A 24841-nucleotide genomic window follows, 5' to 3' on the forward strand; every position below is an offset into this window, starting at 1 on the left:
ATTGCCTCATCCCTTACCTTAATTTCCTGTGTTCACGATTAATTTTCGAGAAATACGTTGGTTGCCTGCTTCGAAAAACAATTGATAGAACCCAGGCTGCCACCCTTCTACATCCAAGGTGATCATCTTACAATTTTGCTGCGTTTGGCGATTGTAGACTTGCCCTAAGGCATTGGTCACCACTAAACTGACTTTTGCCTGCACTTCCTTGAATTCAATGGTCGTAATATGATTGGCCGGATTCGGATAAATGTGGACTAAACCCGGAAGGTCTTCCAGCATAGCCGTTGCCGACACCGCACAGGTGTCAATGTATTCTGCAAAATACGTCGCCATATTGGTTGTTCTCAACCAGTAGTTGTCAATGGCGTGGCAGCCCATCGCTGGGTTGGTTGCTTGTTGTAGACAGTTCCAGTTGTTGGTAGTGTTGTCAAATAGATAGTCGGAAGTAGGANTTCCATTGACCACCATAGTGTCTATCATCTGCTTGATACCCAACGATCCATAGACAAAAGGTCGATTGACAACGTAGCCACAGTTCGTTGGGAACCCCAGCAAGCAGTTGACATAACCAGCAAGCACCCTGGCTCTTCGGTAAGGAACAATTAAGTCGCAAGGTTGATGGAAAAGATAGAGTGCTGGAGGCTCTGCTGCATTTGTAGTGAAAATATTATTGAAAACACCGCCGTAGAAATTACCCACTGCTTGAATGTGGTAGGGCTTACTCAAAGGTAAATTCAACGTTCCTTCGTAGCTGCCCAAGGCCGGCCGTGCGAGATCCATTTCGGTAATGTCAGTAGCTAGGCCGAGGGTCTGGATACAGGGGCTTTCGTAGAGTTGATTCGGCGCTGGGGCGTCGGCATATTCGGCAACTAAGTCTGCTATTACCTCTTCTTCCTGATCTAGAAAACCAACACCCATAGCGATAAAACCACCGGCACTTTCGCCAACAATAAAGACGTTATTGGGATCGATCTGGTAGTCATCCGACCTGTTGATGAGATACCGCAAGGCGCCGTTGACATCTTGTATACCTCGGTAATAGGCGCGGTACCACTCGCTGCTATCGGTCATGTTGTAGCAGTTCCAAAGTGGTACATTGCAATTGATGAATTGATTGGTGTGAATTTGCCCCAGTCGGTATTTAATAGATGCCGTCGTGTAGCCGCGCTTAGCAAAATCTTCGCGAATACGGGGAGGGTAGCCTTCGGCTTTGTCACCAGCAATAAACGCTCCACCGTGTACCATTATCAGCAAGGGTCTTCCACAAGCTGGAAGGTCATCATCGGTAGGGTAGGAGAGGTCCAGGAAAAGAGAATCAGTAGCCCCGGCAAAGTCGCGGGCTGTGCCGTAGAAAACATCTCGTTCGGTTTGGATGGTATAGGTGGTATCTACCCATTGTTGGCAGAATACCAAGCCAGGTAGGAAGAGGAAAAGGAAAGGAAATAAGGTTTTCATAGGCAAGGATTTGTATACTAATATACCCCTTTTCAATGATTGCCACTTTCCTTTGTTGTTGAAACTCCTCTTTTGATGGCCCCTGTATTTACCATCGAAAGAAGAGTTTCAAGAACTTAGACTTAATCCCTCAAAGTAATTTCAATGATCTTAACATCATCGGCAATCTTACTGGCATCAAGGTCATATTCCCAATTGTAGGAGTCGAGTTGGTAACTAAATGGCCCGTGGTAAGCAGCGGTATAGCCTTCAATTTCCGAACCGTGAATCTCATAACCGGTGAGTTTCTCGCGTAAATCGCCGAGCGTCATACCGACGGAAAGGCCATCTTCCGTTTTTGCTTCCGGGCTGGTGACGACAATCATACCTACAAGTTGCTCATCATTAGGATCAGGATGGAGATAGCCAATAGCAGTTCCTTGTTGATCCAGGATTTGGTAAATCTCAAAATCACCTTCGCCCGTTTCCAGCATGTCTTTCTGGAGGGAGGTTTGATGATCCGTAATTTTATCACCGGGCTGTATGCCTACAAATGATTTGCTGGTAATCAATAGTTTGATTCCAGCGGTTGATGTCTCATCGCGAACCTTTTCAAAGGCAGAACCGACAGTGTTGTTGGCGATTACATTGGGTTCAAGGCTGCCCCAGTGAGTGATCAATTGCTGGTCTTTTTGCTCCAGCATAAACAGCTCGCTGCCAATAGCTGGTTGCTCAAAAAGGTTGTCTTTATCATAGCCTACCAGGTTTACTTTAAGGGTGTTTCCACTGATAATGCCCGCTACTTTAAGTCGTTGCATAGTTTGAAAGCCATCTACAAAAAGGGTTCCTTTTAGTTGGTCGTTAAGCTGAAGTTCATAGCCCCAGAAGTTGCCATTTGCGCCTTCGTTAAAAAGGTAGGTACCCATCCAGGAAGTTTTTACCGCATCTTTGATTGTCGTTTTAGCAACTTGGGCATCTTCTGAAGGAGCTGCTGTTTCATTGTTGAGCAGCTCTTCTGTAGCAGCGTCATCCGTGTTTTCGGTAGTAGAAGTTGCTGGTTCGCAACTCACAATAAATAGAGAGAGCAAGCAGAAAAGAGAAAAAGAGAATAAGCGATTCATACTGTTTTTTTTATTTGGTTTTAAATCCTAAAAGCCGCAGCGCATTGAGCACTACTACCAAGGTAGACCCCTCGTGCGCAATGACGGCTGGCCCAATTTCTGCGACCCCCATGACGGTTAAAGGTACAAGAATGGCGACCATCCCGAGGCTGATAACGAGGTTTTGTTTGATGATTTGTTTAGCCTTTCGGCTAAGGGCGATAGCAAAGGGGAGGTTGTCCAGTTTGTCAGCCATCAGTGCGATGTCGGCGGTTTCCAGGGCTACGTCTGATCCGGCGGCTCCCATGGCTATACCTACCGTGCTTTTGGCCATAGCGGGGGCGTCGTTGACACCATCACCTACCATCGCTACTTTACCTTCCTCGGCTTTTAAGCGTTCGATGGCCGCTACTTTATCCTCTGGGAGTAAGCTGCCCAGAGGGTCGGTGATGCCGATCTCTGCGGCTACGGCTTCGGCCACTTGTTGGTTGTCACCGGTGAGCATGATCATTCGCCGGATACCGACTTTCCTTAAGGCCGCCAGTGTGGCCTTTGCCTCGGGGCGAGCAGTATCCATCACGGCAATAATGCCCAGGTAATGGGTTCCACGGTGGATGATCATTGCCGTATGGCCACCATCTTCCAGGTCCTTCATTTGTTGGTCAAGGACTGGTGGGACGGGCATGCCGGTAATTTCTGCGAGTAGGCGACGGTTGCCAATGTGTACGGTCTCGTTTTTTATCTGAGCCTTGACCCCACGGGCAATTAGTGCTTCCAGTTGTTCTGCCAAGGGAATCGCCTTATTGTTCAGTTCTTTTTTAGCACCATCAACAATGGCTTTGGCTAAAGGATGGTCACTGAGTGCTTCTACGGCAGCAGCGGTTATTAAAAGGTCTTCACGACTAGCATTTTCGTAGGGAATAGCGTGCGTCAAGTGAGGCTTTCCTTCGGTAAGTGTACCAGTTTTATCAAAGGCAACGGCGGTGAGGTTGCCCAAATCTTCTAGTGGCCGCCCGCCTTTAATGAGTACTCCCTGTCGTGCCGCACGTGCTACCCCAGCCAGTACGGCACTAGGCGTAGAGATCGCTAATGCACAGGGCGAAGCCGCAATAAGCACCGCCATCGCACGGTAGAAACTATCAGCAAAGGTCTCATCGATCACCAGAAAAGCAAAGAGCAATAAGACGACCACTGCCAGCACGACAGGCACATAATACCGCTCAAATTTGTCAGCGAATAATTGCGTGGGTGATTTCTGGGTTTCAGCTTCCTTCACCAAGGTGATCAGTCGTGCTAATGTACTGTCGTGCGTAGCCCGCAATACCTTGATCTCTAAAACCGAACTGCCATTGATCGTACCTGCAAAAGCCCGATGCTCGGCGGGAACGTCTTCGAGAATAATATTAGCTTCCAGATCAGCTATTGGTCGTTTATCCACAGGGACACTCTCTCCGGTAATTGGCGCTTGATTGACACTGCTGTTTCCTTTTATGACAATACCGTCGGCAGCAATTTTGCTATTGGGTTTTACCACAATAACATCGCCAACCTCTAGGTCCTCAATCGGGACTTCTACGGTTTGCCCGTCCTGGCGTACAAGCGCTATCGGTGGAGCCAAATCGGCGAGTGCAGAAATGGATTTTCGTGCCCTGTTCATGGCATAGTGTTCCAGTGCATGGCCCAGGCTAAAGAGAAATAAAAGGAGCGCAGCCTCACCCCATTTGCCCAGTGCCGCTGCTCCTGCGGCGGCGACAAGCATCAGGAAGTCTATTTCAAACTTGCCTTGCCGAATGGCTCCAATGGCTTCGATAAGGGTAAAGTAGCCTCCAAATAAGATGCCTGCCGTGAAAATTCCAATAAGCAACTCCGGCGCAACACCATCTACAAAGGACAAAATAAACCCAGTCAGCCAAGCGATACCACTGCCAATAGCAAAGTATAATTCCGTATGCTCTCCCAGAAAATTGGTGTTCGAATGATCATGCTCGTGACCCTGTTCGTGATGATGATCTTGTTCAGGTACACGCCGGTGTTGAGGTTTTGTCGCCGGTGAGATATTTAAGCCAAGCTGTTGTATTTTTTGCCGCAACTGTTCTTCCGTCACCTGTTCACTGTCCCATTCTATACGGATGGTTCCTGGTACGGATACCATCGCTGTTACAACGCCGGGAATGGCGATTAATTTATGCTCCAATTGGCGGGCATGCCGCTGATGGCGTACTTTTTTTGCACGTATTAGCGTGTGTTGATAGCGTTGGGTGACCTCCGCACCGCTGTTGCGGGCTATTTCCTCAACTTTTGAGAGGGAAATCAGCGCAGGCTCATAATGAACACACAATTGCAGCGGTTGACCTTCCTTGATGTGTGCCTTGCTAATCCCTCTTTTACCATTCAGGTCAGCGAGGAGCAATCGAATGCAGTTGTCCTGCTCATCAAGTAGTTCTGGTAATAAAATCGGAAGGTCTAATTGTACTTTTTGCATAACAATTGAAAGGTGAAGAATTAAAGTACGGTGAGGTAACCAACTAAGCTAAGGTAAAACACTGCGTTAAAGTAGTCCTAATGATAAATTTTACCATCTTTTAAGATAATTTTATTTGCGGTAAAGTGGCTGGGGTTTTCTAAAGGACTTTGTTCCCAAATAATCAAATTAGCCTGCTTGCCCACCGAGAGGCTCCCTACCTGATGGTCAATCCCCGCGGATTTAGCACCATTGTAGCTGGCAATTTTCATGACTTCCGCAGTATTGAAACCATGTTCTGTTAATAATTGTAATTCCAATAATAACACTTGGCCACCATTTTTGGTGTCAGTACCTATTCTCAGTGCTATGCCTTTATCGTGCAGCCGTTTTGCAAAGGTCATCATAATGGCAAAATTCTCTTCACTGCGAGCAATCTGTTCAGCAGAGAAAGCAGTACGAGGCTCAGAGAAAGAGGTCGCTTGGTATTGTTGATATAGAAATCCGATGGTCGTAGAAATAGAAGCCTCGGCAGCGGCTAGTTCATCAATGAGCTGGTCAAAAGCCTCTTTTTTATGATCCCTTGTGTAGCGAAACATCTCCAAAATGGAGAGCAATAGCAAAGGCTCCGTGTCAACTTCTCCAAAATGGGCTTCAAATTGTTTGTTGAAGTTGTCCCAATCTTCGGGCGTGGTAAGCAAACTACAAGGTAAGATAGAAAGATGTTCATAGTCGCTCAGCCCCATTTTTAGGGCTTCACTAATGGTGAGTTGTGTAGGGTCTTGAAATCCTCCAATATGGCCAAACGTCCGTAAACCCAGGCTATCCGCAGTGGCGATAACGGCTTTGAATTCAGGAGGACGTAAACGCCAATAGAGTTTTAAATTTCGTACACCCAAGTCATAGTATTCTTGCACAACTTGTTGTGCTTCTTGCGGTGAATTTAGACGATGATGACCGGGGTAAGTATTTCCATCTTCGGTAGCCAAGGCTCCGCCAGAGGTCAGGACGTCTAATTGCTTGGCTTCTGGCTGCCTGGTCCATTTAAGGAAAGCCGGCGTCCAAGCAGGAGGATGCCCCATCATGAGAATTGTTGTGGTGCCAAAAGGAAGAAAACCAGCCGTAAGCTTATTTCGATAATAGACCAAGCTATCTCCTTGAAGAGTGTCAGGCACCAACGAATAATCACCATCAGCAAACTCGGAGATAGGATGCACGTGCGTGTCAATAAAGCTAGGGCTTACTAACTTCTCTTGCGCATCAATGAGCGTGTCTGTAGTGAAACGTTTAGTATCATTCTGAATATCTACAATGAGGCCAGCATTAATCAAAATTGTTTGCCGCGCTGTAACCTGCCCGGTATGGATATCTAGGAGGCTCGCATTCGTAATCACCACATCATAATGTTGAGGTGTCATACAGGCAAAACATAAACAGGAGATGAGTACCAGGTAAAGCGATTTCATATTACTTTATTGTTCAAAAAAAGGCTCGCCATCCTTCATGGATAACGAGCCTTTTTATTAAAACCTTGGGTTAGAAAGGTTAGAAATGATCTAGATCGTTTCTAAGTTGGAAGTATTTCAACCATCAACCATCAACCATCAACCATCAACCATCAACCATCAAACCATCAACCTATTTCGCTAATTCCTCCTTGATCTTATTCAAAGCAGAACCTGCACGTACCCAATCGATTTGGGCTAAGTTGTAGGTATGGGCTACCTCAAAGCTTTCTTCGGTACCATCTGCGTGACTAAGCTTTACGGTCAGGTTTTTGCCTGGTGCCATGCTTTCAAAGTCAACGATAGAGACCTTGTCATCCTGGCGTACCTTCTCGTAATCCGCAGGATTAACAAAGGTCAAAGCCAGCATTCCTTGCTTCTTGAGGTTGGTTTCGTGGATACGAGCAAATGATTTTACAATCACTGCATTTACACCAAGGAAGCGAGGTTCCATTGCTGCGTGCTCACGCGAAGAACCTTCCCCGAGGTTTTCTTCACCGAAGACCACTGTGCCGATACCATGGTTGCGGTAGTAGAGGCCTGTCTCAGGTACAGGGCCGTACTCGCCAGTTTCAGCGTTTAGTACGGTATTAGGTAGATCGTTGAAGTAGTTGATCGCACCAATGTAACAGTTCTGAGAAATGTTCTCCAAGTGACCACGGTACTTCAACCAAGGGCCAGCCATAGAGATGTGGTCCGTTGTACACTTGCCTTTTGCCTTGATCAGGATACGCATATCTTGTACCTGGTCTTGGGTAATTGGCTTAAACGGTGTTAGCAACTGAATACGATTCGAGGTAGGGTCTACGGTTACGTTTACGCCACTGCCGTCTTCCATTGGAGCAATAAACCCAGCATCTTCAACAGCAAAACCTTTAGGAGGCAACTCAACACCAGAAGGAGGATCAAGTTTTACCTCTTCACCGTTTTCGTTGGTGAGGGTATCCGTTAGTGGGTTGAAAGTCATGCTACCAGAGATAGCCATTGCAGTTACCAATTCCGGAGAAGCAACGAATGCCCGCGTAGCAGGGTTTCCGTCGTTACGCTTAGCGAAGTTACGGTTGAAGCTGGTAATAATACTGTTGGCCCGGGTTGGGTCATCGGTATGGCGTGCCCACTGTCCGATACAAGGACCACAAGCGTTGGCAAGTACCACACCACCAATTTCTTCGAAAGCATCCAAAATACCATCACGTTCAACAGTATACCGAATTTGCTCAGAACCTGGAGTAATGGTAAATTCTGATTTTACTTTCAGGTTTTTGGCTTTCGCCTGACGTGCCAAGCTGGCTGAACGGTCCAAATCTTCGTAGCTGGAGTTGGTACAAGAACCAATCAAACCTACTTCCAATTTAGGAGGAAAGTTGTGCTCCTTAACGGCAGCAGCAAACTCAGAAATAGGCCAGGCACGGTCTGGCGTATAAGGGCCATTGATGTGTGGCTCCAAAGTCGAAAGGTCAATTTCAATGACCTGATCAAAGTATTTCTCAGGGTTGGCATAACAATCAGCATCACCAGTCAGGTGTTCAGCTACTCCATCAGCCATGTCAGCAATCTCAGAGCGATCGGTTGCCCGAAGGTAACGGCTCATTGATTCGTCATAACCAAAGGTAGAGGTAGTGGCACCGATCTCTGCACCCATATTACCAATGGTACCTTTTCCTGTACAAGACAGTGATTCGGCACCATCACCAAAGTATTCTACAATTGCACCAGTACCTCCCTTTACAGTAAGGATACCTGCAACTTTGAGGATAACATCTTTAGAAGACGTCCAACCACTAAGTTTTCCGGTCAGCTTAATACCAATCAGTTTTGGCATCTTAAGTTCCCAAGGCATACCGGCCATTACGTCAACGGCATCAGCACCACCTACACCAATAGCAATCATACCGAGGCCGGCACCATTAGGGGTGTGAGAATCGGTACCAATCATCATTCCGCCAGGGAAAGCGTAGTTTTCCAATACGATCTGGTGAATGATTCCAGCACCGGGCTTCCAAAAACCAATACCGTACTTGTTGGATACGGAAGTAAGGAAGTCGTAAACTTCGGAATTTACATCGTTGGCAATAGCCAAATCCTGGTCAGCACCAACCTTGGCCTGAATAAGGTGATCACAGTGTACAGTTGAAGGTACGGCTACTTTGTCGCGGCCGGCTACCATAAACTGTAGCAATGCCATCTGAGCTGTAGCATCTTGCATTGCTACACGATCGGGCGCAAAGAATACATAATCTTTACCCTTGTTATACTCCTGTAACGGAGATTCCGCGTGGAGGTGCGAATAAAGAATTTTTTCAGCCAGCGTCATGGGGCGTCCCAGCATTTTACGGGCCGCGTCAACCTTAGCCGGTAGCGCCTTGTAGTAAGCCGCAATCATATCCAAATCAAATGGCATCGGTGGGTATTTTTTATATTAACAATATACTATATCTAGTCCTAGAACAACTCATATGGCTGTCTGGATCACAAAAGTACATTTTTTCATCTCATCTTACAGAATGGAATATAGGCTTTAGCCAAAATTTAGATTCTTTCTGCTTAATAGGCTTGAATTTACGAGCTAATCCACGGTTTTACTGGACAATAAGTCGTTTTGTGCTGGTTTTGCCCTCGGCTTCAAGGGTAATCAAGTAGACGCCGGTAGGTAAATTGGGCTTAGGTATCGTAAAAATTGAGGTTTCTGCCTGGAATTCCTGCTTCTGCCGAGATATTAACTCCCCGGTTATGGTACTCAAGGAGATCGAAAAAACCTGCGGTGATGGTAAAGTAGTACTAAGTTGTAACCCTTCTCTGTGGCTCACCGGATTGGGGTAGATACGCCATTCTAATTGCAAAATTTTGTCATTTGTAATATCAATGCAAGGGTTAGCTTCAAAAGATTCGACGGAAGAAAAAGAGGTGGTGCAATTATTTCCGGCTGTAACAGGCCTGACGCGCCAGTAGTAATTGTAAGGATCAAAATCTTGGCAGTTGTTTAGGTTTATAAAAGTATCTGTTGCGACAAATTGTTCATGCATCAAATTGAATCCAGGGAGTCGGCTGAATTCTACAATATAACTGATGTTTTCCCCTGCAGATGTCCATTGAAGTAGGCCGTTGAAATCCAGTGTCGCTCCACTGATGGGTGCAATGAGCACAACGGTCTCTTGGGTAATCGTACCCAGGGTAGGAGCAGGGAGTTCACGTAAGTAATCTTTTTCCGGGTTTAAATAATCTGCCAGCATAACCTGGTTCTGCTGAGGAGAAAAGAAGTAGTTTTCCGTAGGACAATCAACAAAAGAACCCATGATGTTTCCAGGCATCCAGGGGATCAGTTGGCCATTGGCATCCAAAATAGTGGCATTTTGTGGGCAACCTTGAAAATAACTGCCAAAAAAGAAATCAGGTGGCGTGTCACAAATAAGATCTCCTGAGGATTCACAGTTACTACCGTCTACTAGTTCCGTAACTATACCATTGGGTAGAATAGCCACGGCAGAGTTGCCCCCCGTAGGATCATAATACTCCTCGGGGCTAATAACATCAAGCCAACCCGCAAAGGGATGAAGCAAGTGGAAATAGTGTCCGAGTTGATGAGCTAGTGCTTGTGAGGTGCCGTTAAGCGCTTCATCGCGTATAAAGATAGCATCATAAGTAAAGCTGGTGAAGGAAGAAAAAAGATCAAAGCCTGAGGCTGGTGAAAAGTTGGCCACAAAAATATCCAATGCTTGTGGATGCTGAGTCATCTCAATTAGCTGAGAATTTCCTAAAGGATCGTCCTCAAAAGAAGAGCTCGAAAAAGGGCGGTCGATGGAAAGAATATAAAACTGTAAGCCGCTTTCAGAAAAGTATCCATTGGTGAGGCATACGGCTTCGTAAATGTCATTGTAGAGGATGTCGATATTACCACCATCATCACCAATAAGCTGAAAGACGAGTGGAATGTATTGGTCGTCCCGAGGTGCCAAGGGAGCCTCTGAAAGATATCGTGAAATGAGATTTGCAGTGTGTTGAACGTCTTGTCCACAGTGGTCATTTTGCGCAAAGACACCATCGAATTGAAAAACGAAGAATAGAATAACGAGTACGGAGTAGCGCATTTTAGAGAGGTTTAATTAGAGAGATAAATAAAGTTAGCTTTTTTTGACGAGCATTCCTTTGTGAAATACCATGAAGTTTAGGCTGGCCTCTTCCTAATTATTTACTTTGTAACAATGAAAATATACCTGTACCATAGAAATTAATGCTCCCCTGGAAAAAGTAGTGAGCTTATGGAGTAATGAAAAATACTTTAAAGAGTGGCAAGATGGTTTTGAATCCATTGAGCTTTTAACCGGTACTCGTGAAACACAAGGGGCAACGTCCAGAATAGTATAATGGCAAAACTATTTCCCAGTAAGTTTAAGGCGCAAAGCCAAAAATGGATGAATCAGTTTAAAGAATTTATAGAAAACATGGACGACTAATAATCAATAGGACTACTTAACCCTTTTTCCATGCTTGATCACCATGTCTACATCTCCCAAGATGTTGATATAGCGTAGCACATCACCTTTTACAGCAATGATATCCGCGTATTTTCCTTCTGAGATAGTACCGTAATCTTGTTCTACTCCCATCACCCTTGCAGGCCAATAAGTGGCTCCCTTGATAGCGTACATAGGGTCTATACCAAATTCATTGACCCACACATCCAGCTCGTGCCAGGTACTTTGGCAATGGAATTTGGTAGGAATACCACTGTCTGTACCCACGAGTAGCACTACGCCAGCATCCAGCAATTGTTTTACTTTCCGTTCTAGCGTAGGTCGCCGCGATGGTGTCAATTGGAAATAAGGCAGCCGACCAGGGTAGCGAATAGATTGCTCAATATCGGCAATGATATCATCCGGGAGGTCCAGGTGCCAGCAGTCATTATCCAACTCTTCTGGATTGTCGCGCTTGTATTCGTAATTATAAAGACCCTCTACGGTAGGCGTCCAATAAAGCGGCCCCAGGTTCATCTGTGCTGTTCGTTCTTTAATCATTTCCATGACATCATCGGGGTATTGAGGGGCCGAGGATAGACCGGTATGCTCAAAACAATCCACCCCGGCGATCAAGCCTCTACGAATTTCTTCGGGGCGGTGGCTATGGGCAACAACCGTTAGTCCGTGTTTATGAGCTTCGTCTACGACGGCCTTGACTTCTTCAATGGTCATTTGATCCTGATCAATGAGTTTGATACAATCGACACCTGCTTCGGCCAGCTCGCGGACTTTACTGCGCGCATCGGTTACGCCACTTACCCCCCAACGGAAGGCCTCCGTACCGGGATAGGGTTGATGCTGAATGAAGGGACCACTCATATACATCGTCGGTCCGGGAATCTCTCCATTATTGATGCGATCACGTACTTCGATACTTTCTTTCAGCGGCGCTCCCAAATCTCGGGCACTGGTGACTCCTGCTCTCAGCAATTGGTGTGCAGAAGAAGGCATAATTACATCGCCCAAGCGATCAAGGTAGGCGGTGTCCCAGTGAGCATAATCGGCATGGCCATTGATCATCAGGTGTACGTGCATATCCCACAAGCCTGGTAGCACACTCATCCCTTCGGTAGAGATAATTTCGGCTTCTTCCGGCACAGGTAGGTTGCCTTGATGGCCTACAGCTACAATCCGTTCATTTTTAATAATAATAACACTATTGTGAATGGGCGTTCCGCCAAAGCCATCAATGAGCGTGCCTCCAACAAGCGCTTTGGTTTGGGCATGAGTAATAGATAAACCTCCCCACAGGAGCATTGAGATAATGGTGAACAGTTGTTTCATAACTAGTAAATTGTATGCGTTAATACCCAAATAAGCTTTCTATTTGCGATTGCGTTGCTGAAAGCAATATCCAAGATAAGAAATCTTAAAACTTCCTTATATCTTTAGGCCGAGCCTAATTTAAATAGCTATTTATCATGCTGATCCAATTCTCGATTCATTACCAAACAAAGTGGGGACAACAGGTTTTTGTCCGTACCAATCAAAGTCATCAACCAACTATCGCGCTGGAATACCAGGATGCGGGTTGGTGGAAAGGAACCTGGGAAACGGATAAGCTTCCCGCCAATTTTACCTACAGATACCAAGTACGTGATGGCCAGGGGAATATAGAGGAGGAACTGGCTATTGATCGAACGTTCAAGGTCGCTAAGGTGCAAAACCTATTGCTGGAAGACAGTTGGCGTTCTCGGGAGCTTCCTTCCGTAGCGCTTCACGCGTCGGCTTTTGAACAAGTCATTTTTAAGCCTGCAAAACAAAGCAAAGCTCCCGCCTGTCGCAAGGCTGTTGGTAAGATAAAAGTACAGTTTCAGATGCTCCAGGTACGGATACCTTCGCATTTGCAATTAGGTATAGTTGGCAATACCAAAGCGCTGGGCAACTGGCAACCCGAGGATGCCTTGCTATTGGGCAACACAGGCTATCCGCTTTGGCAAGCAGCAGTGATGCTTTCTCCTGGCCAACACCTGGAATACAAATACGTACTCATTGATCCCAAAACAAAAGAAGCGGTTACCTGGGAGGCAGGCCCTAATCGGGTCTACAATGTACCCTATGGTCCGGATGCTATCATAAAAACAGATAGTAGCTTCACGTTTGCTGAAGCCAACTGGAAAGGCGCAGGGGTAGCGATGCCCGTATTCTCGCTACGTACCAACGAAAGTTTTGGCTGTGGTGAATTCACTGATTTGCATAAATTGGTAGATTGGGCAGAGAAGCTGGGAATGAGCATGGTACAAATCTTGCCGGTCAACGATACTATTGCTACTTACACCTGGGTGGATTCCTATCCTTACGCAGCTATTTCCGTATTTGCATTGCATCCGCTGTACCTGAGTATTGATGATTTAGAACATACGCTTACCAAGGCTACGGTAGAAAAACAACGCAAAGCCCTCAATGCGCTGCCGGAAGTAGATTATGAGGCTGTGGTCAAATTTAAGCTGGATTATGCACGCAAAGTATACAAAAAGGCCAAAGCAGCCTTCTTGAAAAGCGATGAGTTTGCCACCTTCTTCTCAGAAAACAAGCATTGGTTACAAGATTACGCAGCATTTTGCTACCTGCGAGATCAATACAGTACGCCTAACTTTACAGAATGGGAAACCCATCAGGTTTATGATGCAGCGGCTATTGCCGAACTGATTGACCCGAAAGCTAAGACTTACGATGAGATTGCTTTTCATTACTACCTACAGTTTCACCTGGATAAGCAACTGAAAGGTGCCGGAGATTATGCGCGTAGCAAAGGTGTCGTCCTAAAAGGAGATATTCCTATTGGCATCTATCGCTACAGTGCGGATGCTTGGGTGGCACCCGAATTGTACAACATGAACGGCCAAGCCGGTGCGCCACCGGATGACTTTGCCACAGAAGGCCAGAATTGGGGCTTTCCTACCTACGATTGGGACGAGATGGCCAAAACAGATTACCAGTGGTGGCGTCAGCGATTTACGCAACTCAGCCGCTATTTCGATGCCTTCAGAATCGACCACATCCTCGGCTTCTTCCGTATTTGGGAAACACCCATCGATCAAATAGAGGGCATTATGGGGCGCTTCAATCCTGCATTACCCGTGCAGCTAGATGAATTTTACCAGCGAGGAATCTACTTTGATTTCGACCGTTTCTGTCGTCCTTATATTACGACTGAGTTAGTACATGAAATCTTTGGAGAAGATGCGGCTTACGTGCAGGACAACTTCCTGGAAGTCTTCCATAATCGACTGAAATTAAAAGACGCTTACGCTACCCAGCGCGAAATCAGAGCACACCTTTCACCAGCAGATCAACATTTAGAAAAGCGGTTGTTTTCTCTAGTAAGCAACGTTCTTTTCTTTGAGGTAGACGGTGCTAAAGGTAGCCAGTTTCACCCACGCATTGATATGCAGAAGACTTGGTCGTTCCGCCTATTGGATGGCTATACTCAGGGGCAACTTACCGATGTGTACAATGATTATTTCTATCGCCGGCAGGAGGATTTCTGGCGCGAAAAAGGCATGACCAAGCTTCCTGCGATGAAGGAGGCCACCAATATGTTGATTTGTGGAGAAGATTTGGGGATGGTTCCAAATTGTGTGCCAGAGGTTATGAAAGACCTGGGCATCCTATCTCTGGAAATTCAGCGCATGGCCAAGAATCCACAGACCGAGTTCTTGTCGGCAGCAGATATTCCTTATTGGTCGGTCTGTAGCCCGAGTACCCACGATATGTCACCTATCAGGCTTTGGTGGGAAGAAGAAACGCCCGAGCGGCGTCAGCGCTTCTGCAACCGTGAGCTGGGTTGGTGGGGCGATGGTCCTGATACTTGTACACCGGATTTGGCACAAGCCATCATTCTTCAGCACCTCNATTGGCCAACCATGTGGGCGGTCTTTCCATTACAGGATATGCTTGCCATTGATGGTGACCTCCGGCACCCGGATGCGGCCGCTGAAAGGATTAATATCCCGGCGATTACACAACATTATTGGCGTTATCGGATGCACTTGTCTATGGAGGATCTGCTTGCAGCGGATGACTACAATAATCACTTCCGTGAGATGCTGGAAGAATCCGGGAGGGCTTAGGCTGGTTTTGAGCTAAATTTTAAAGTATAAACGAGGTTAGCCCGTCTAGGAAATGATTATGACCACTCAGACCGATATTTGGTCTGAGTGGTCATATTTTTTTCAATAAAAACCCTTAAGTGCCTTGGTGGTTCAAAAAACCTTAGTTCCCAATCGGCGGCGGCCCTTCTGGCAAGATCGCTTCGTACTTGGCATCGCCTCTACGCTCTTTAAACTCCACCTTCATCTCTTCCACCAATTCCGGATTTTCGAAAAGATCGACCATGGTCATTGATAGTGCTTTTGCAGCATAAACCATTCCTTTGTGGCCAATACTCATACCTCCACAAGCAACTACTGCCCACGAGTGCCAGGGCGTGTCTTTGGGGGCGGTGGTTACGCGCAGTCGTATTTCAGGCACCAACCAGCTTACATCACCTACGTCGGTAGACCCTCCACTTGGGTTTGCCGCCGTTTCCTTGAAGGGTTGCACACTGCCATCAATACCTACCAATGGCTTGCCAGTGGCTTTTTGGATGCCCCGTCCAAAGGCAGCTTCTGCTTCGTCGTACTTGATGGGGCCTAGCAATTCTAGGTTAGCGTGCATCGCTGCACCTCCGGTGCGGTTGGGCAATACTTCGTGGAGGCCGGATACCAGCGTGATTTCATAATCAACATTGGCCATAATCGCTGCACCTCGGGCAATCTCCTGCACGCGTTCCCATACAGGCATCATCCCTTCGCGGTCACGATCACGTACACGTACCCATATCTTAGCGTAATCGGGCACCACGTTGACCACATCACCGGCTTGCTGCATGTGGGTGTGGATGCGCACCGTAGGCTTGATGTGTTCGCGGTAAGCATTTATTCCTGCCGACATCAACTCCATAGCGTCTGAGGCACTGCGACCGTTCCAGGGATCTCCGGCGGCGTGTGCGGCCTGGCCACGAAATTCGACGACAAAATCTACCAGCGCCAGTGAGCTTTGTACATCGGCTTCAATACGCGAGCTGGGGTGCCAGTCGAGACAAACATCCAAATCGTTAAACATGCCAGCTCTGGCCATGAAAAGCTTGCCGAAATATTTTTCTTCGGCCGGGGTGCCATAAAAACGAATGGTCCCCTTCAACTTGCCTGCCGCAATCAGTTCTTTGATGGCTACAGCTGCACCGAGGCTACCTGCGCCAAAGAGGTTATGCCCGCAGCCGTGTCCTGCGCCTCCTTCTTCAATGGGTGTTTTCTCGGGGTTTACATCCTGCGATAATCCAGGTAAGGCGTCAAATTCGCCAAGGATACCGATGATGGGGTGGCCTTCGCCAAATTCGGCGGTAAAGCCAGTGGGCATCTCTGCAACACCGCGTTCTACACGAAAACCATTTTTTTCGGCGTAGCTAGCCAACAGTTCCGCCGAACCAGATTCTTCAAAGGCGGTTTCGGCTAAAGCCCAAATTTCGTCACTGATTTTTATTAAATCCTCTGATTGTGCCTCGATAGAAGCGATGACGGCTGCTTTGGTATCAGAATTTTGTCCAAAACAAAATCCGCAGGCGTAAACCATTAGGCAGGTAAAAAGCGTTTTATTCATAATAATTTGGATTGATGTTTTTTGTACAATACTTATTGAGGAATGGTGCATTAATGAATTGCGTTTCTATGCGTAAGTTGTTTTTTCCTTCTGCAAGGCGAAAAACGTAGGCGATGCAGAGCATCAGCGAGGCTTTTCAACGCAGCAGAAGGAAAAAATAACAAGCAGAGGAATGTAAATTTATTACTGAACTATTCCTGAAAGATTCCAAAATACAAATAATGCAAGCTTTGCTAAAATATATCCGTTACGCTTTTACGTCCTTGTTCTTGTCTTTTATGGTCACTTCCTGTGCTACTGCTCAGGAGGCTTCGGTCAAAAGTAACAGCTATGGCGTGATGCTGAAAACGCTGCTGTCCCACACAGTACCTGAAATGAATGTGCCAGAGGCCGCTGAAAAGCTGGCAAATACGGTCTTCTTAGATGCTCGTGAACGCGAAGAATACGAAGTGAGCCATATTGAAGGCGCGCGTTTTGTAGGTTATGATCATTTTACGATGGAAGCCGTTGATGACGTTCCTAAAACGACGCCCATCATTGTCTACTGTTCGGTAGGGTATCGCAGCGAGAAGATTTCCGAGCGATTACTGGCGGCAGGCTTCGAAAGTGTTTCCAACCTTTATGGTGGCATCTTTGAGTGGAAAAATCAAGGGCATGCTGTTGTTGATCAGGAAGGTGAGACGACAGACGCTGTTCATGCATTCAGCCGCACTTGGGGCATCTGGCTAAAAGAGGGAGATAAAGTGTATTAGTATTCCGAAAAAAGCGAGACCTTTGTACTTTTCAATATGCTTGTAGGTCTTAATCCCTCTCCAATGGTTCAAGTTTCTAATTATAGTATGGTGTTTCGTACCATGGTTTTTGTCTTGCTAACCTTGTTTTCTTTTCAAGTGGCTCAAGCCCAAATGGGTATTGTAGTAGGCATTAATGGCCACCAGTTAGTAAAAGTTAACCTAGAGACAGGAGAACTAACACCCATGCGTGATTTGAAGGGCCTTCCAGAGGGTACAGAACTCCGCAACCTGGTCTACATTCCTCGAGATACAGCATTCTATTCCACCATGAATTTTCGTTCCAATCCTGAACTGATAAAAATCCGTGCTACCGGAGCCTGGGAAAGGGTAGGGGTGTTTACTGCCGAGAACAAATCGATTTATTTTTGTGAAGGGCTCACCTATGATGAAACCAATGACCTGCTCTACCTTTCAGCAAGCTTGGATGGAACGATTCAACAAGATAAAGTCTCGGAAGCAATTTTGACGGTTAACCGTAAGAATGCAAATTGTGTTATGGTTGCTACCTTACGGCAGGAGCCACCACCCAATGATTTTGATGAGATAGCCATGTTCCAAGGCAGACTATTTGGTTTAGATGGTCTTCCTGACCGAAAAACAACTTACATCTACCCTTTCTCTCCTGCTCAATTTGATGGTCGAGAATTGTTTGCAGGTACCAAGCAAAATATTCCTTACTTCACAATGGATGATGTCGTTGTGGTGGGGCAGCTGCTCTATTTTCCTGATCACAAAACCCAAGGGTGGTACTTCTTTGACCTGTTGGCTCGCCGCTGGCATCAAGTAGGCCAACTACATGGTCCTGCTGCGATCCGGCCCATCAAGCTTACGGGGTTGGCATATCTTCCTTTGGCGCAAGCTTAGCATTAAGATCACGCAGTTTTTCTTGGCAGTAGGTGAGCAATACCTCTGCCCGTTCACTTTTAGCGCTTAAAGTATCAATACTTACTTGCTCTTTTTGCAACGCTTGTAAGATGTCTTGTAATTCTGTCAGTGCTTCTTCGTAACTCAATTCATTCATTTTTTCTTGGTTTGGGGTGTAGTGTGGAGAGTCGTTGTTCCATCTTTTAAATGGAGTGTTACCTCTTCGTGTTGTGCAAGCTGGCTACCCGTTCGGATGATTTCGTCTCCAACACTCAGCAATGCAAAACCCCTTTTGAGTTGGCCTTCTACACTGAGCAATTGGTGTAACTGTTGCAGTTGCTCCAATTGGGCAGTGGCCTCATGCAGCCGTCGTCGTACCATCATGGGAAGTTGCTGGGCATACTGTTCCAATTTCCAGGCTTCTTTTTGTAAAAGTTGCTTCTGTTGAAACTTCAGTTGCTCGCCAAGGCTTGCGAGCTCAAATGCTTTACGTTGTACCAGCTGTTTGGTTTGCTGCGCAATTGTTTGTTTAGCTCCAGCCAGTTGCTGATCCAGGTAATGGAGGCGGTCAATGAGGAAGTTAGCCGCTGCAGTCGGCGTTTTCAATGCTGTATGGGCAACCATGTCCATAATTGATTGGTCCGTTTCGTGGCCGATACCACTGATGATGGGCAAGGTCATTTGGGCAGCTGCAAAGCACAGTTCTTTCTCATCAAAGTCGGCAAGATCCATTCGTGCGCCGCCGCCGCGAATGATCACCACTGCGTCAAAACTATCCCGGCGGCGCTCAATGGTCCGCAACTGTCGGCGTATCTCGGGGCTGGCCTGTGTACCCTGCACCGCTGCCGGAAACAATTGCACCTCAAAGTCATACCCGTATGGATTGTCCCGCAATTGCGCCATGAAATCTTGCCAACCGGCTGCGGCCGGTGAGCTGATCACCGCCAGGCGCTGGGGCACCATCGCCAGGCGTAGCATTTTATTGGCTTGCAGCAAACCCGCTGCCATCAATTCATCAATCGTTCGCTGCCGCTGTTGGGCCATCACGCCCAAGGTGTAGTTGGCGTCCAGGTCTTGCACCTGTAGCTGTAAACCAAAGCGCTCGTGAAAACTCACCTGCACTTGCAAATGCACCTCACGGCCCGCTTGCAGCAGGTCTTTCAGCAGCAGCTTGTTTGTCCGTTGCCATTTATTGGCCGTGCGCGACCATATCACAGCCTTGGCTTGTGCGGCGATCTCTTGGCCATCCTCGGTTTTTTCCATCAAGGCCAGGTAGTAATGCCCACGCCGTTCGTCTACCTCGGCTACCTCTGCCTGTACCCACACCGGTGCTGGTAGGTTCAACGCCACAAAACGGCGTATAAAAGTATTCAGCTCAAATAATCGATACGTTGACATCAGGCGAAGGTACAGCGGATCGCCAGATAGTAAAAACCGGAGCACTTATTTCCGTTAAATAACTAGGTGATTAATCTGTGCAAATCTGTCAAATCTGTCAAATCTGCGTTCTATTCTGCCTCAGTAGTACTACCCAACATACTCCAAATATCCAAAAACACCTTCACGGCCAGCACCGTCAACGCTACCGGTACCACATTGTCGACCTCAAAGTGCTTGCTTACAAACATCGCCAATCCGCCGAGCACAATGCCAACGTGTAACCTGATCTGAAGCAGGAATACCTCTGCACCAGGCAAATTTCCCTTGATAATCCGAAAACCTAAATGGAGAATCAGCAGCAATAAGCACAAATTGAATAGCTTGTCCTTAAACATCACAACCCCAAGGTTATCAATGATTTGATCGCTATTCGATGCCAGTATACCCAAAAAGACAATCACGAATACCCAATAAACAAAATAAGGAAACAATTGCCCCCACCGAGCTTCCTTTATGCCCAATCGCTTACTAATGAAAATATTCACAGCGGTACTCAACAGTCCTTCCCACCACCACAAATAAACAAGCGGAAATATCGGCCAACCCAGCATTACTATACCATATAATAGGATACCATTGCTAGCCAGCAAGTATATCCAGTTTTCATATTTTGCTTTCATGCCTCCAAGATCAATTTTTTTGAGAAAACAAACTGAACTTTTAGCATTTTGTCGAAAGTAGTAAAGAGATGCGAGGCGATTGCATCGCCACTTAGAGTAGAGGGTAGAGGGATTGTCGTGATCCACTAGTAGAAACGCTTATAAATTTTTCAACATTGGCTTTTATAATCGATTTGGGAATTAAACACTCATCGTTCCTAATCCCTATACATTCTACCATAGGAGCGTGAAGCGATCCGCATCCCTCTACGGATTTTTGCTAAAAGTCCAACTAACCATCTAACCATCCAACCATCCAACCAATTAACCAATTAAAATTCGTCGTATTTCTCTGGATGTTAGCCGATGAAACCTGCCAAATGTTAATTTTTATAACATCTTAGGACTATCAATTCGCAAGTACACAAACAGTCATCATTAAATTTACTAACTATGAGAATTCTCTCTGTTTTCTCCCACGGCAACGAAATAGCCATCCGCAATACCATTCTAGGCAAGGAAAAGGTGTTCTATAACGACCGCGAAGTCAGCGGCAAGTACTCCTTCTTTGGTGCCACCCACACTTTCGAGATACAAGAAGGCCCCGATTGGGTAGAGTATATTGTTAAGGTTGGCTACAACAACCTTGGCGTCTCGGCCAACGTTTGGCGCAATGGCGAAATGCTTGTACGTGGCTTAGCTTCTTCGTGCGCAAGCCCCATCCCGCCTAAACGGCAAACCAATAGGCCCCAGGATACCACCAATTATCACCACGATTTAGTTTAGGAATATTAGGTTACCTAATCCTAATTTTTACAATTAATCTGCTGTTTAGGTAAGAAATAACGACTGCGTTGTATCTTACCACAGCGGACCTACCCTTGCGCAGGCATAGCTAAGGAACAGCACGAAAATAAAAATCGATTTTGTTTTCCATAATAGTTGAATAAGCGCTTCATTTTAAGTGTTTTAACTATTTGGAAAACTTGAGAAACCTCGAAGAAGCCGCGAAGCGAAATCGCAGTTTATTTTCTGCGCAATACTTAGCAAAACACCGCACGCGCAGTAATTTAAAACGAAACCCTCATGCAAGAACTATTTCAGGTAGCAGTACATCCTCTCAATTTGGTCTACACCGTGCTTATGGCCTTGGTCGTATTGTATTGGTTGTCAGTAATCTTGGGTGCCATTGATATAAGTGCCTTTGATTTTGATTTCGATGCTGACCTGGATGTAGATGTTGACGTCGACGTAGATGCAGATTTTTCGTTAGATGGCTTGTTTGCCTCTGCTCTGCATTTCTTCCACTTCGATCGCGTGCCTTTTATGCTCATCATGTCGCTGGTGGTTTTGTCAGCCTGGAGTATGACGGTGCTCACCAACCACTACTGGGGCAACTACTCAGCAGCTTATGGCCTCGCTTTGGCCGCGCCTATTTTGCTGATAGCATTCCTCCTGGCAAAAATCCTCAGCTATCCGCTGATCCCTCTTTTTGCTCGGATGAACACGGCCGCTGCTCCTGTGGAATACGTAGGTATGCAGTGCCGCGTCAAACTTCCGCCTTATGGCAAGAACTTTGGACAGGGCGGTGTCTATCACGATGGCGATGAGCTATTGGTCAACATCAAAAGCACTCACTCCCTCAAAGCTGGGGAGGAAACCGTCATCATCGGGCGCACCGAAGATAAACGCTACTGGCTCGTCGAACCACTAGACGGTAGTTGAAAACCTTTACCAAATTGGATTTGGGGCCATGCCGGCCTATCGGCGGCACCGGGCTGTACGCACCTACTACCGTAGGATGCTGCCATCCCTTGTCCTTGCGGCCTCCGGCCACCGCCCTCACCTATTCGGTTCGGGTCAATGCCTATCAAATACCTAGTACTAAGTACCCTGTACCACGTACCTCGCATTAAAATATTTAAACAACCATAAACCTCAACAGTCATGCTATTATTGCAAGTAGACATTGCGGGATCCATGGGTTACCTCCTCGGGGGAATCCTCATCCTGCTCTTTTTTGGCTTCTTGGTCATGCTCGTCAGATGGTACCGCAAGGTGCCCCAGGGCAAAGCCATTATTGCTACCGGATTACGCGGTACGCGAGTAGCCTTCGAAAATGGCCTCATGGTCATCCCGGGGATCGAGATGTACGAAGAGATGGACCTCTCCGTGAAAACCATCGAAATCAGCCGGATGAATCAGGATGGCCTCATTTGTAAGGACAATATCCGAGCCGATATCAAAGTCGTCTTCTTTGTCCGGATCAATAAGGACTCCAAAGACATCCAGAACGTCGCACAGAATATTGGCTGTGTCCGTGCTTCTGATCTCAATACCTTACGTGAGCTCTTCGAGGCCAAATTCTCGGAAGCCATCAAGACGGTAGGTAAGCGTTTCGACTTTGTCGAACTATACGACAACCGCGAGAAGTTCAACTCCGAGATCCAAAACACTATTGGTGAGTACCTCAACGGTTACAAGCTGGATGATGTAAGTATTGATTACCTAGAGCAAACAGATATCGAATTTCTCAAGGAAAACAATATCCTCGACGCCGAAGGTATCAAGAAGATCACCGAGCTAACCGCTCAGCAGCGCGTTAAGGCCAACTACATCCGCCGCGAGGAAGAAAAAACCCTCAAAGAGCAAGACGTAGAAGCCCGTGAAGCTATCCTCGAGTACGAGCGTCAGCTTGCCGAGAAGGAAGAGCGCCAAAAGCGGGAGGTCGCGAACATCAAGTCGCGGGAAGAAGCGGAAATCGTCAAGATTACGGAAGAAGAGCGCCTTCGTGCTCAACTCGTACGGATCAAGACCGACGAAGAACTGCAAATTGCGGAAGAAAACCGTATGCGCCAGGTCATCGTCGCAGAGAAGAACAAGGAGCGTACCCAAGCCGTAGAAACGGAGCGGGTAGAGAAAGATCGATTGCTGGAACTCACCGAACGTGAGAAGATCGTCACCTTGGCGGAGATCGAGAAGCAGCGTGCGGTAGAAGAAGAGAAGAAAAATATCCAGGATGTCATCCGTGATCGGATCATGGTTGAGAAGCGAGTCGTCGAAGAGGAGGAGCGCATCAAGGATACTCGCGTACTGGCCGAAGCTGATCGTCTCAAGCAGAAGGTTATCATCGAAAGCCAGGCTAAAGGAGAGGCCATCGTTATTGAAAAAGAGCGTGGTGCCGAAGCCGCTAAGTTGGCCGCTGCCATTCAGGCCGATCAGTTGTTGATTGAAGCCGAAGCCAGCAAGCAAGCTGCCGGTAAAGAAGCCGAAGCTCGTAAGATCATGGCCGAAGCCAAAGCTGCGGAAGAAGCAACCCTTGGTCTATCGGAAGCGCAGGTGATCGAAGCCAAAGCACATGCTATGGAGCAGGAAGGTAAGGCCCAGGCACTGGTGCTGGAAACCCGCGCTCTCGCCGAAGCAAAAGGTATTGAAGCTAAAGCGGATGCGGTCAAGAAGCAAGGGATGGCCGAAGCCGAAGTTGCAGACCAGAAAGGAGCCGTAGATGCTAGAGTTCTTGAGCTCAAGCTGGCTGCCGAAGCCCGTGGCGTAGAGCAGAAAGCCAACGCTATGAAGAAGCTCGACGGTGTAGGCAAAGAGCACGAAGAGTTCAAGCTTCGCCTGGAGAAAGACAAGGAAGTCGAACTTGCAGGTATCAATGTGCAGCAGCACGTAGCCGAAGCTCAGGCGATGGTCTTGGGTGAAGCCATGAAGCATGCCAATATCGACATTGTCGGCGGTGAAATGCAGTTTGTGAATAGCATAATGAACTCTATCAACCGAGGCAAGTCGATCGATGGCCTGATCAACAACTCTACGCACCTGACCCAATTGAGTAATGGTTTGCTCAATGGAGGAGGCGGCAACGGTGGTGTCCTGACGCAAGTCTTGGGCCTCATTCAAAAAGCCGGCCTCACAACTGAAACCATCAAAAACCTGACGCTTACGGCCCTCTTACTTCGCCTCAACAACGAATTGAGTGGTGATGATCGTAGCCTTGTTCAGCAACTCCTCAACAAGGTAGAAAGCCTTGGGCTAGGAGGAGTAGAGGTAGGGAAATTGATGTAACTGCTCGTCCCGATACCTCGGGACTCGCGGAGGTACTCTTCCGGTAAGCCCAGTGTTGTTTGGTGTTAAATGCGCTTAGTTTCGCACCAAATCAAAGGGGTTTCCATGTCCCCCTCTTTGGAGGGGGTGTCACACAGTGACGGGGGAGGAGAGCCCTGGCCGCAAGGGCTTCTCCTCCCTCGATCCTGTGGATCGGTCCCTCCAGCGGGACACATTTTGATGGTGCTTAGTAGCAAGAATTACACCGATTACTTAGGTGAAACTTCTTGAATTAGGCCTTCGGAGGGAGTTTTGGGGGGGAGAGTGTAGAACCAATCAACCCTACCAAAAAAATGTGATCCCGACGAAAAGTCGGGAGAACACCACCGCGAGTACAGCGAGCACTGCCACGAGCAGAGCGAGTACCCCCGTGAGGCAAC

At 47.1% G+C, this 24841-nt stretch carries 17 protein-coding genes; 6 read left to right on the forward strand and 11 right to left on the reverse strand.

From position 1 onward, the window contains the following. Positions 1 to 18: 18 nt before the first annotated feature. From A3EU_RS0123360 to A3EU_RS0123395, 7 genes are all read right to left on the reverse strand, one after another. Entirely contained in the window at positions 19 to 1458 is a 1440-nt protein-coding gene (locus A3EU_RS0123360) for a T9SS type A sorting domain-containing protein (protein WP_020538618.1), read from the reverse strand. Between the two features lie 122 nt (positions 1459 to 1580). After that, positions 1581 to 2558, reverse strand: coding sequence for a DUF5991 domain-containing protein (locus tag A3EU_RS0123365; RefSeq protein WP_020538619.1), 978 nt, complete (start codon positions 2556 to 2558; stop codon positions 1581 to 1583). 10 nt (positions 2559 to 2568) lie between these two features. Further along, positions 2569 to 5019 carry a heavy metal translocating P-type ATPase gene (locus tag A3EU_RS0123370; RefSeq protein WP_020538620.1) on the reverse strand — a complete coding sequence of 817 codons (2451 nt, stop codon included), beginning with the start codon at positions 5017 to 5019 and terminating at the stop codon, positions 2569 to 2571. A gap of 77 nt (positions 5020 to 5096) precedes the next feature. Then, complete coding sequence (locus A3EU_RS0123375) at positions 5097 to 6464, reverse strand: amidohydrolase family protein (RefSeq protein ID WP_020538621.1); 1368 nt, start codon at positions 6462 to 6464, stop codon at positions 5097 to 5099. 172 nt (positions 6465 to 6636) lie between these two features. Next, on the reverse strand, positions 6637 to 8904 hold the full coding sequence (locus tag A3EU_RS0123380; protein ID WP_020538622.1) for an aconitate hydratase: 2268 nt from the start codon (positions 8902 to 8904) through the stop codon (positions 6637 to 6639). Between the two features lie 178 nt (positions 8905 to 9082). After that, positions 9083 to 10588, reverse strand: coding sequence for a zinc-dependent metalloprotease (locus A3EU_RS0123385; protein WP_020538623.1), 1506 nt, complete (start codon positions 10586 to 10588; stop codon positions 9083 to 9085). Between the two features lie 378 nt (positions 10589 to 10966). Next, positions 10967 to 12274, reverse strand: a complete 1308-nt coding sequence (locus A3EU_RS0123395) for an amidohydrolase family protein (protein ID WP_020538625.1) — start codon at positions 12272 to 12274, stop codon at positions 10967 to 10969. Between the two features lie 164 nt (positions 12275 to 12438). Here A3EU_RS0123395 and A3EU_RS0123400 point away from each other — a divergent pair, with 164 nt between their 5' ends. Further along, positions 12439 to 15090, forward strand: a complete 2652-nt coding sequence (locus tag A3EU_RS0123400; RefSeq protein WP_020538626.1) for a 4-alpha-glucanotransferase — start codon at positions 12439 to 12441, stop codon at positions 15088 to 15090. A gap of 142 nt (positions 15091 to 15232) precedes the next feature. Here A3EU_RS0123400 and A3EU_RS0123405 read toward each other — a convergent pair whose 3' ends face one another. Next, on the reverse strand, positions 15233 to 16657 hold the full coding sequence (locus A3EU_RS0123405; protein ID WP_020538627.1) for an amidohydrolase: 1425 nt from the start codon (positions 16655 to 16657) through the stop codon (positions 15233 to 15235). A 221-nt stretch (positions 16658 to 16878) separates the two neighbouring features. Between A3EU_RS0123405 and A3EU_RS0123415 the strand changes: the two genes are divergently transcribed. Continuing rightward, the gene (locus A3EU_RS0123415; protein WP_020538629.1) at positions 16879 to 17409 is read left to right on the forward strand and encodes a rhodanese-like domain-containing protein; all 531 of its coding nucleotides are present in this window, start codon (positions 16879 to 16881) and stop codon (positions 17407 to 17409) included. A 63-nt stretch (positions 17410 to 17472) separates the two neighbouring features. Then, the gene (locus A3EU_RS0123420) at positions 17473 to 18315 is read left to right on the forward strand and encodes a hypothetical protein (protein ID WP_156825879.1); all 843 of its coding nucleotides are present in this window, start codon (positions 17473 to 17475) and stop codon (positions 18313 to 18315) included. Here the strand turns inward: A3EU_RS0123420 and xseB are convergent. The 3 genes from xseB to A3EU_RS0123435 form a co-directional block, all read right to left on the reverse strand. Then, on the reverse strand, positions 18278 to 18472 hold the full coding sequence (gene xseB / locus A3EU_RS0123425) for an exodeoxyribonuclease VII small subunit (protein WP_020538631.1): 195 nt from the start codon (positions 18470 to 18472) through the stop codon (positions 18278 to 18280). The two genes, A3EU_RS0123420 and xseB, sit on opposite strands and share 38 nt — an antisense overlap. Continuing rightward, positions 18469 to 19758, reverse strand: a complete 1290-nt coding sequence (xseA, locus tag A3EU_RS31575) for an exodeoxyribonuclease VII large subunit (RefSeq protein WP_020538632.1) — start codon at positions 19756 to 19758, stop codon at positions 18469 to 18471. The genes xseB and xseA overlap by 4 nt, the downstream gene beginning before the upstream one ends. Positions 19759 to 19823: 65 nt before the next feature. Then, a complete protein-coding gene (locus A3EU_RS0123435; protein WP_020538633.1) occupies positions 19824 to 20375 on the reverse strand; it encodes a hypothetical protein in 552 nt (183 codons plus the stop codon). Positions 20376 to 20807: 432 nt separating this feature from the next. Here A3EU_RS0123435 and A3EU_RS0123440 point away from each other — a divergent pair, with 432 nt between their 5' ends. From A3EU_RS0123440 to A3EU_RS0123450, 3 genes are all read left to right on the forward strand, one after another. Then, on the forward strand, positions 20808 to 21140 hold the full coding sequence (locus A3EU_RS0123440) for a hypothetical protein (protein ID WP_020538634.1): 333 nt from the start codon (positions 20808 to 20810) through the stop codon (positions 21138 to 21140). A 300-nt stretch (positions 21141 to 21440) separates the two neighbouring features. Then, entirely contained in the window at positions 21441 to 22079 is a 639-nt protein-coding gene (locus tag A3EU_RS31580) for an OB-fold-containig protein (protein ID WP_020538635.1), read from the forward strand. Between the two features lie 222 nt (positions 22080 to 22301). Beyond that, positions 22302 to 24422: an SPFH domain-containing protein gene (locus A3EU_RS0123450; RefSeq protein WP_020538636.1), complete on the forward strand. Its 2121-nt coding sequence runs from the start codon at positions 22302 to 22304 to the stop codon at positions 24420 to 24422. Positions 24423 to 24841: the final 419 nt, after the last annotated feature.

The sequence above is a fragment of the Lewinella cohaerens DSM 23179 genome (assembly GCF_000379805.1).
GTDB lineage: Bacteria > Bacteroidota > Bacteroidia > Chitinophagales > Saprospiraceae > Lewinella > Lewinella cohaerens.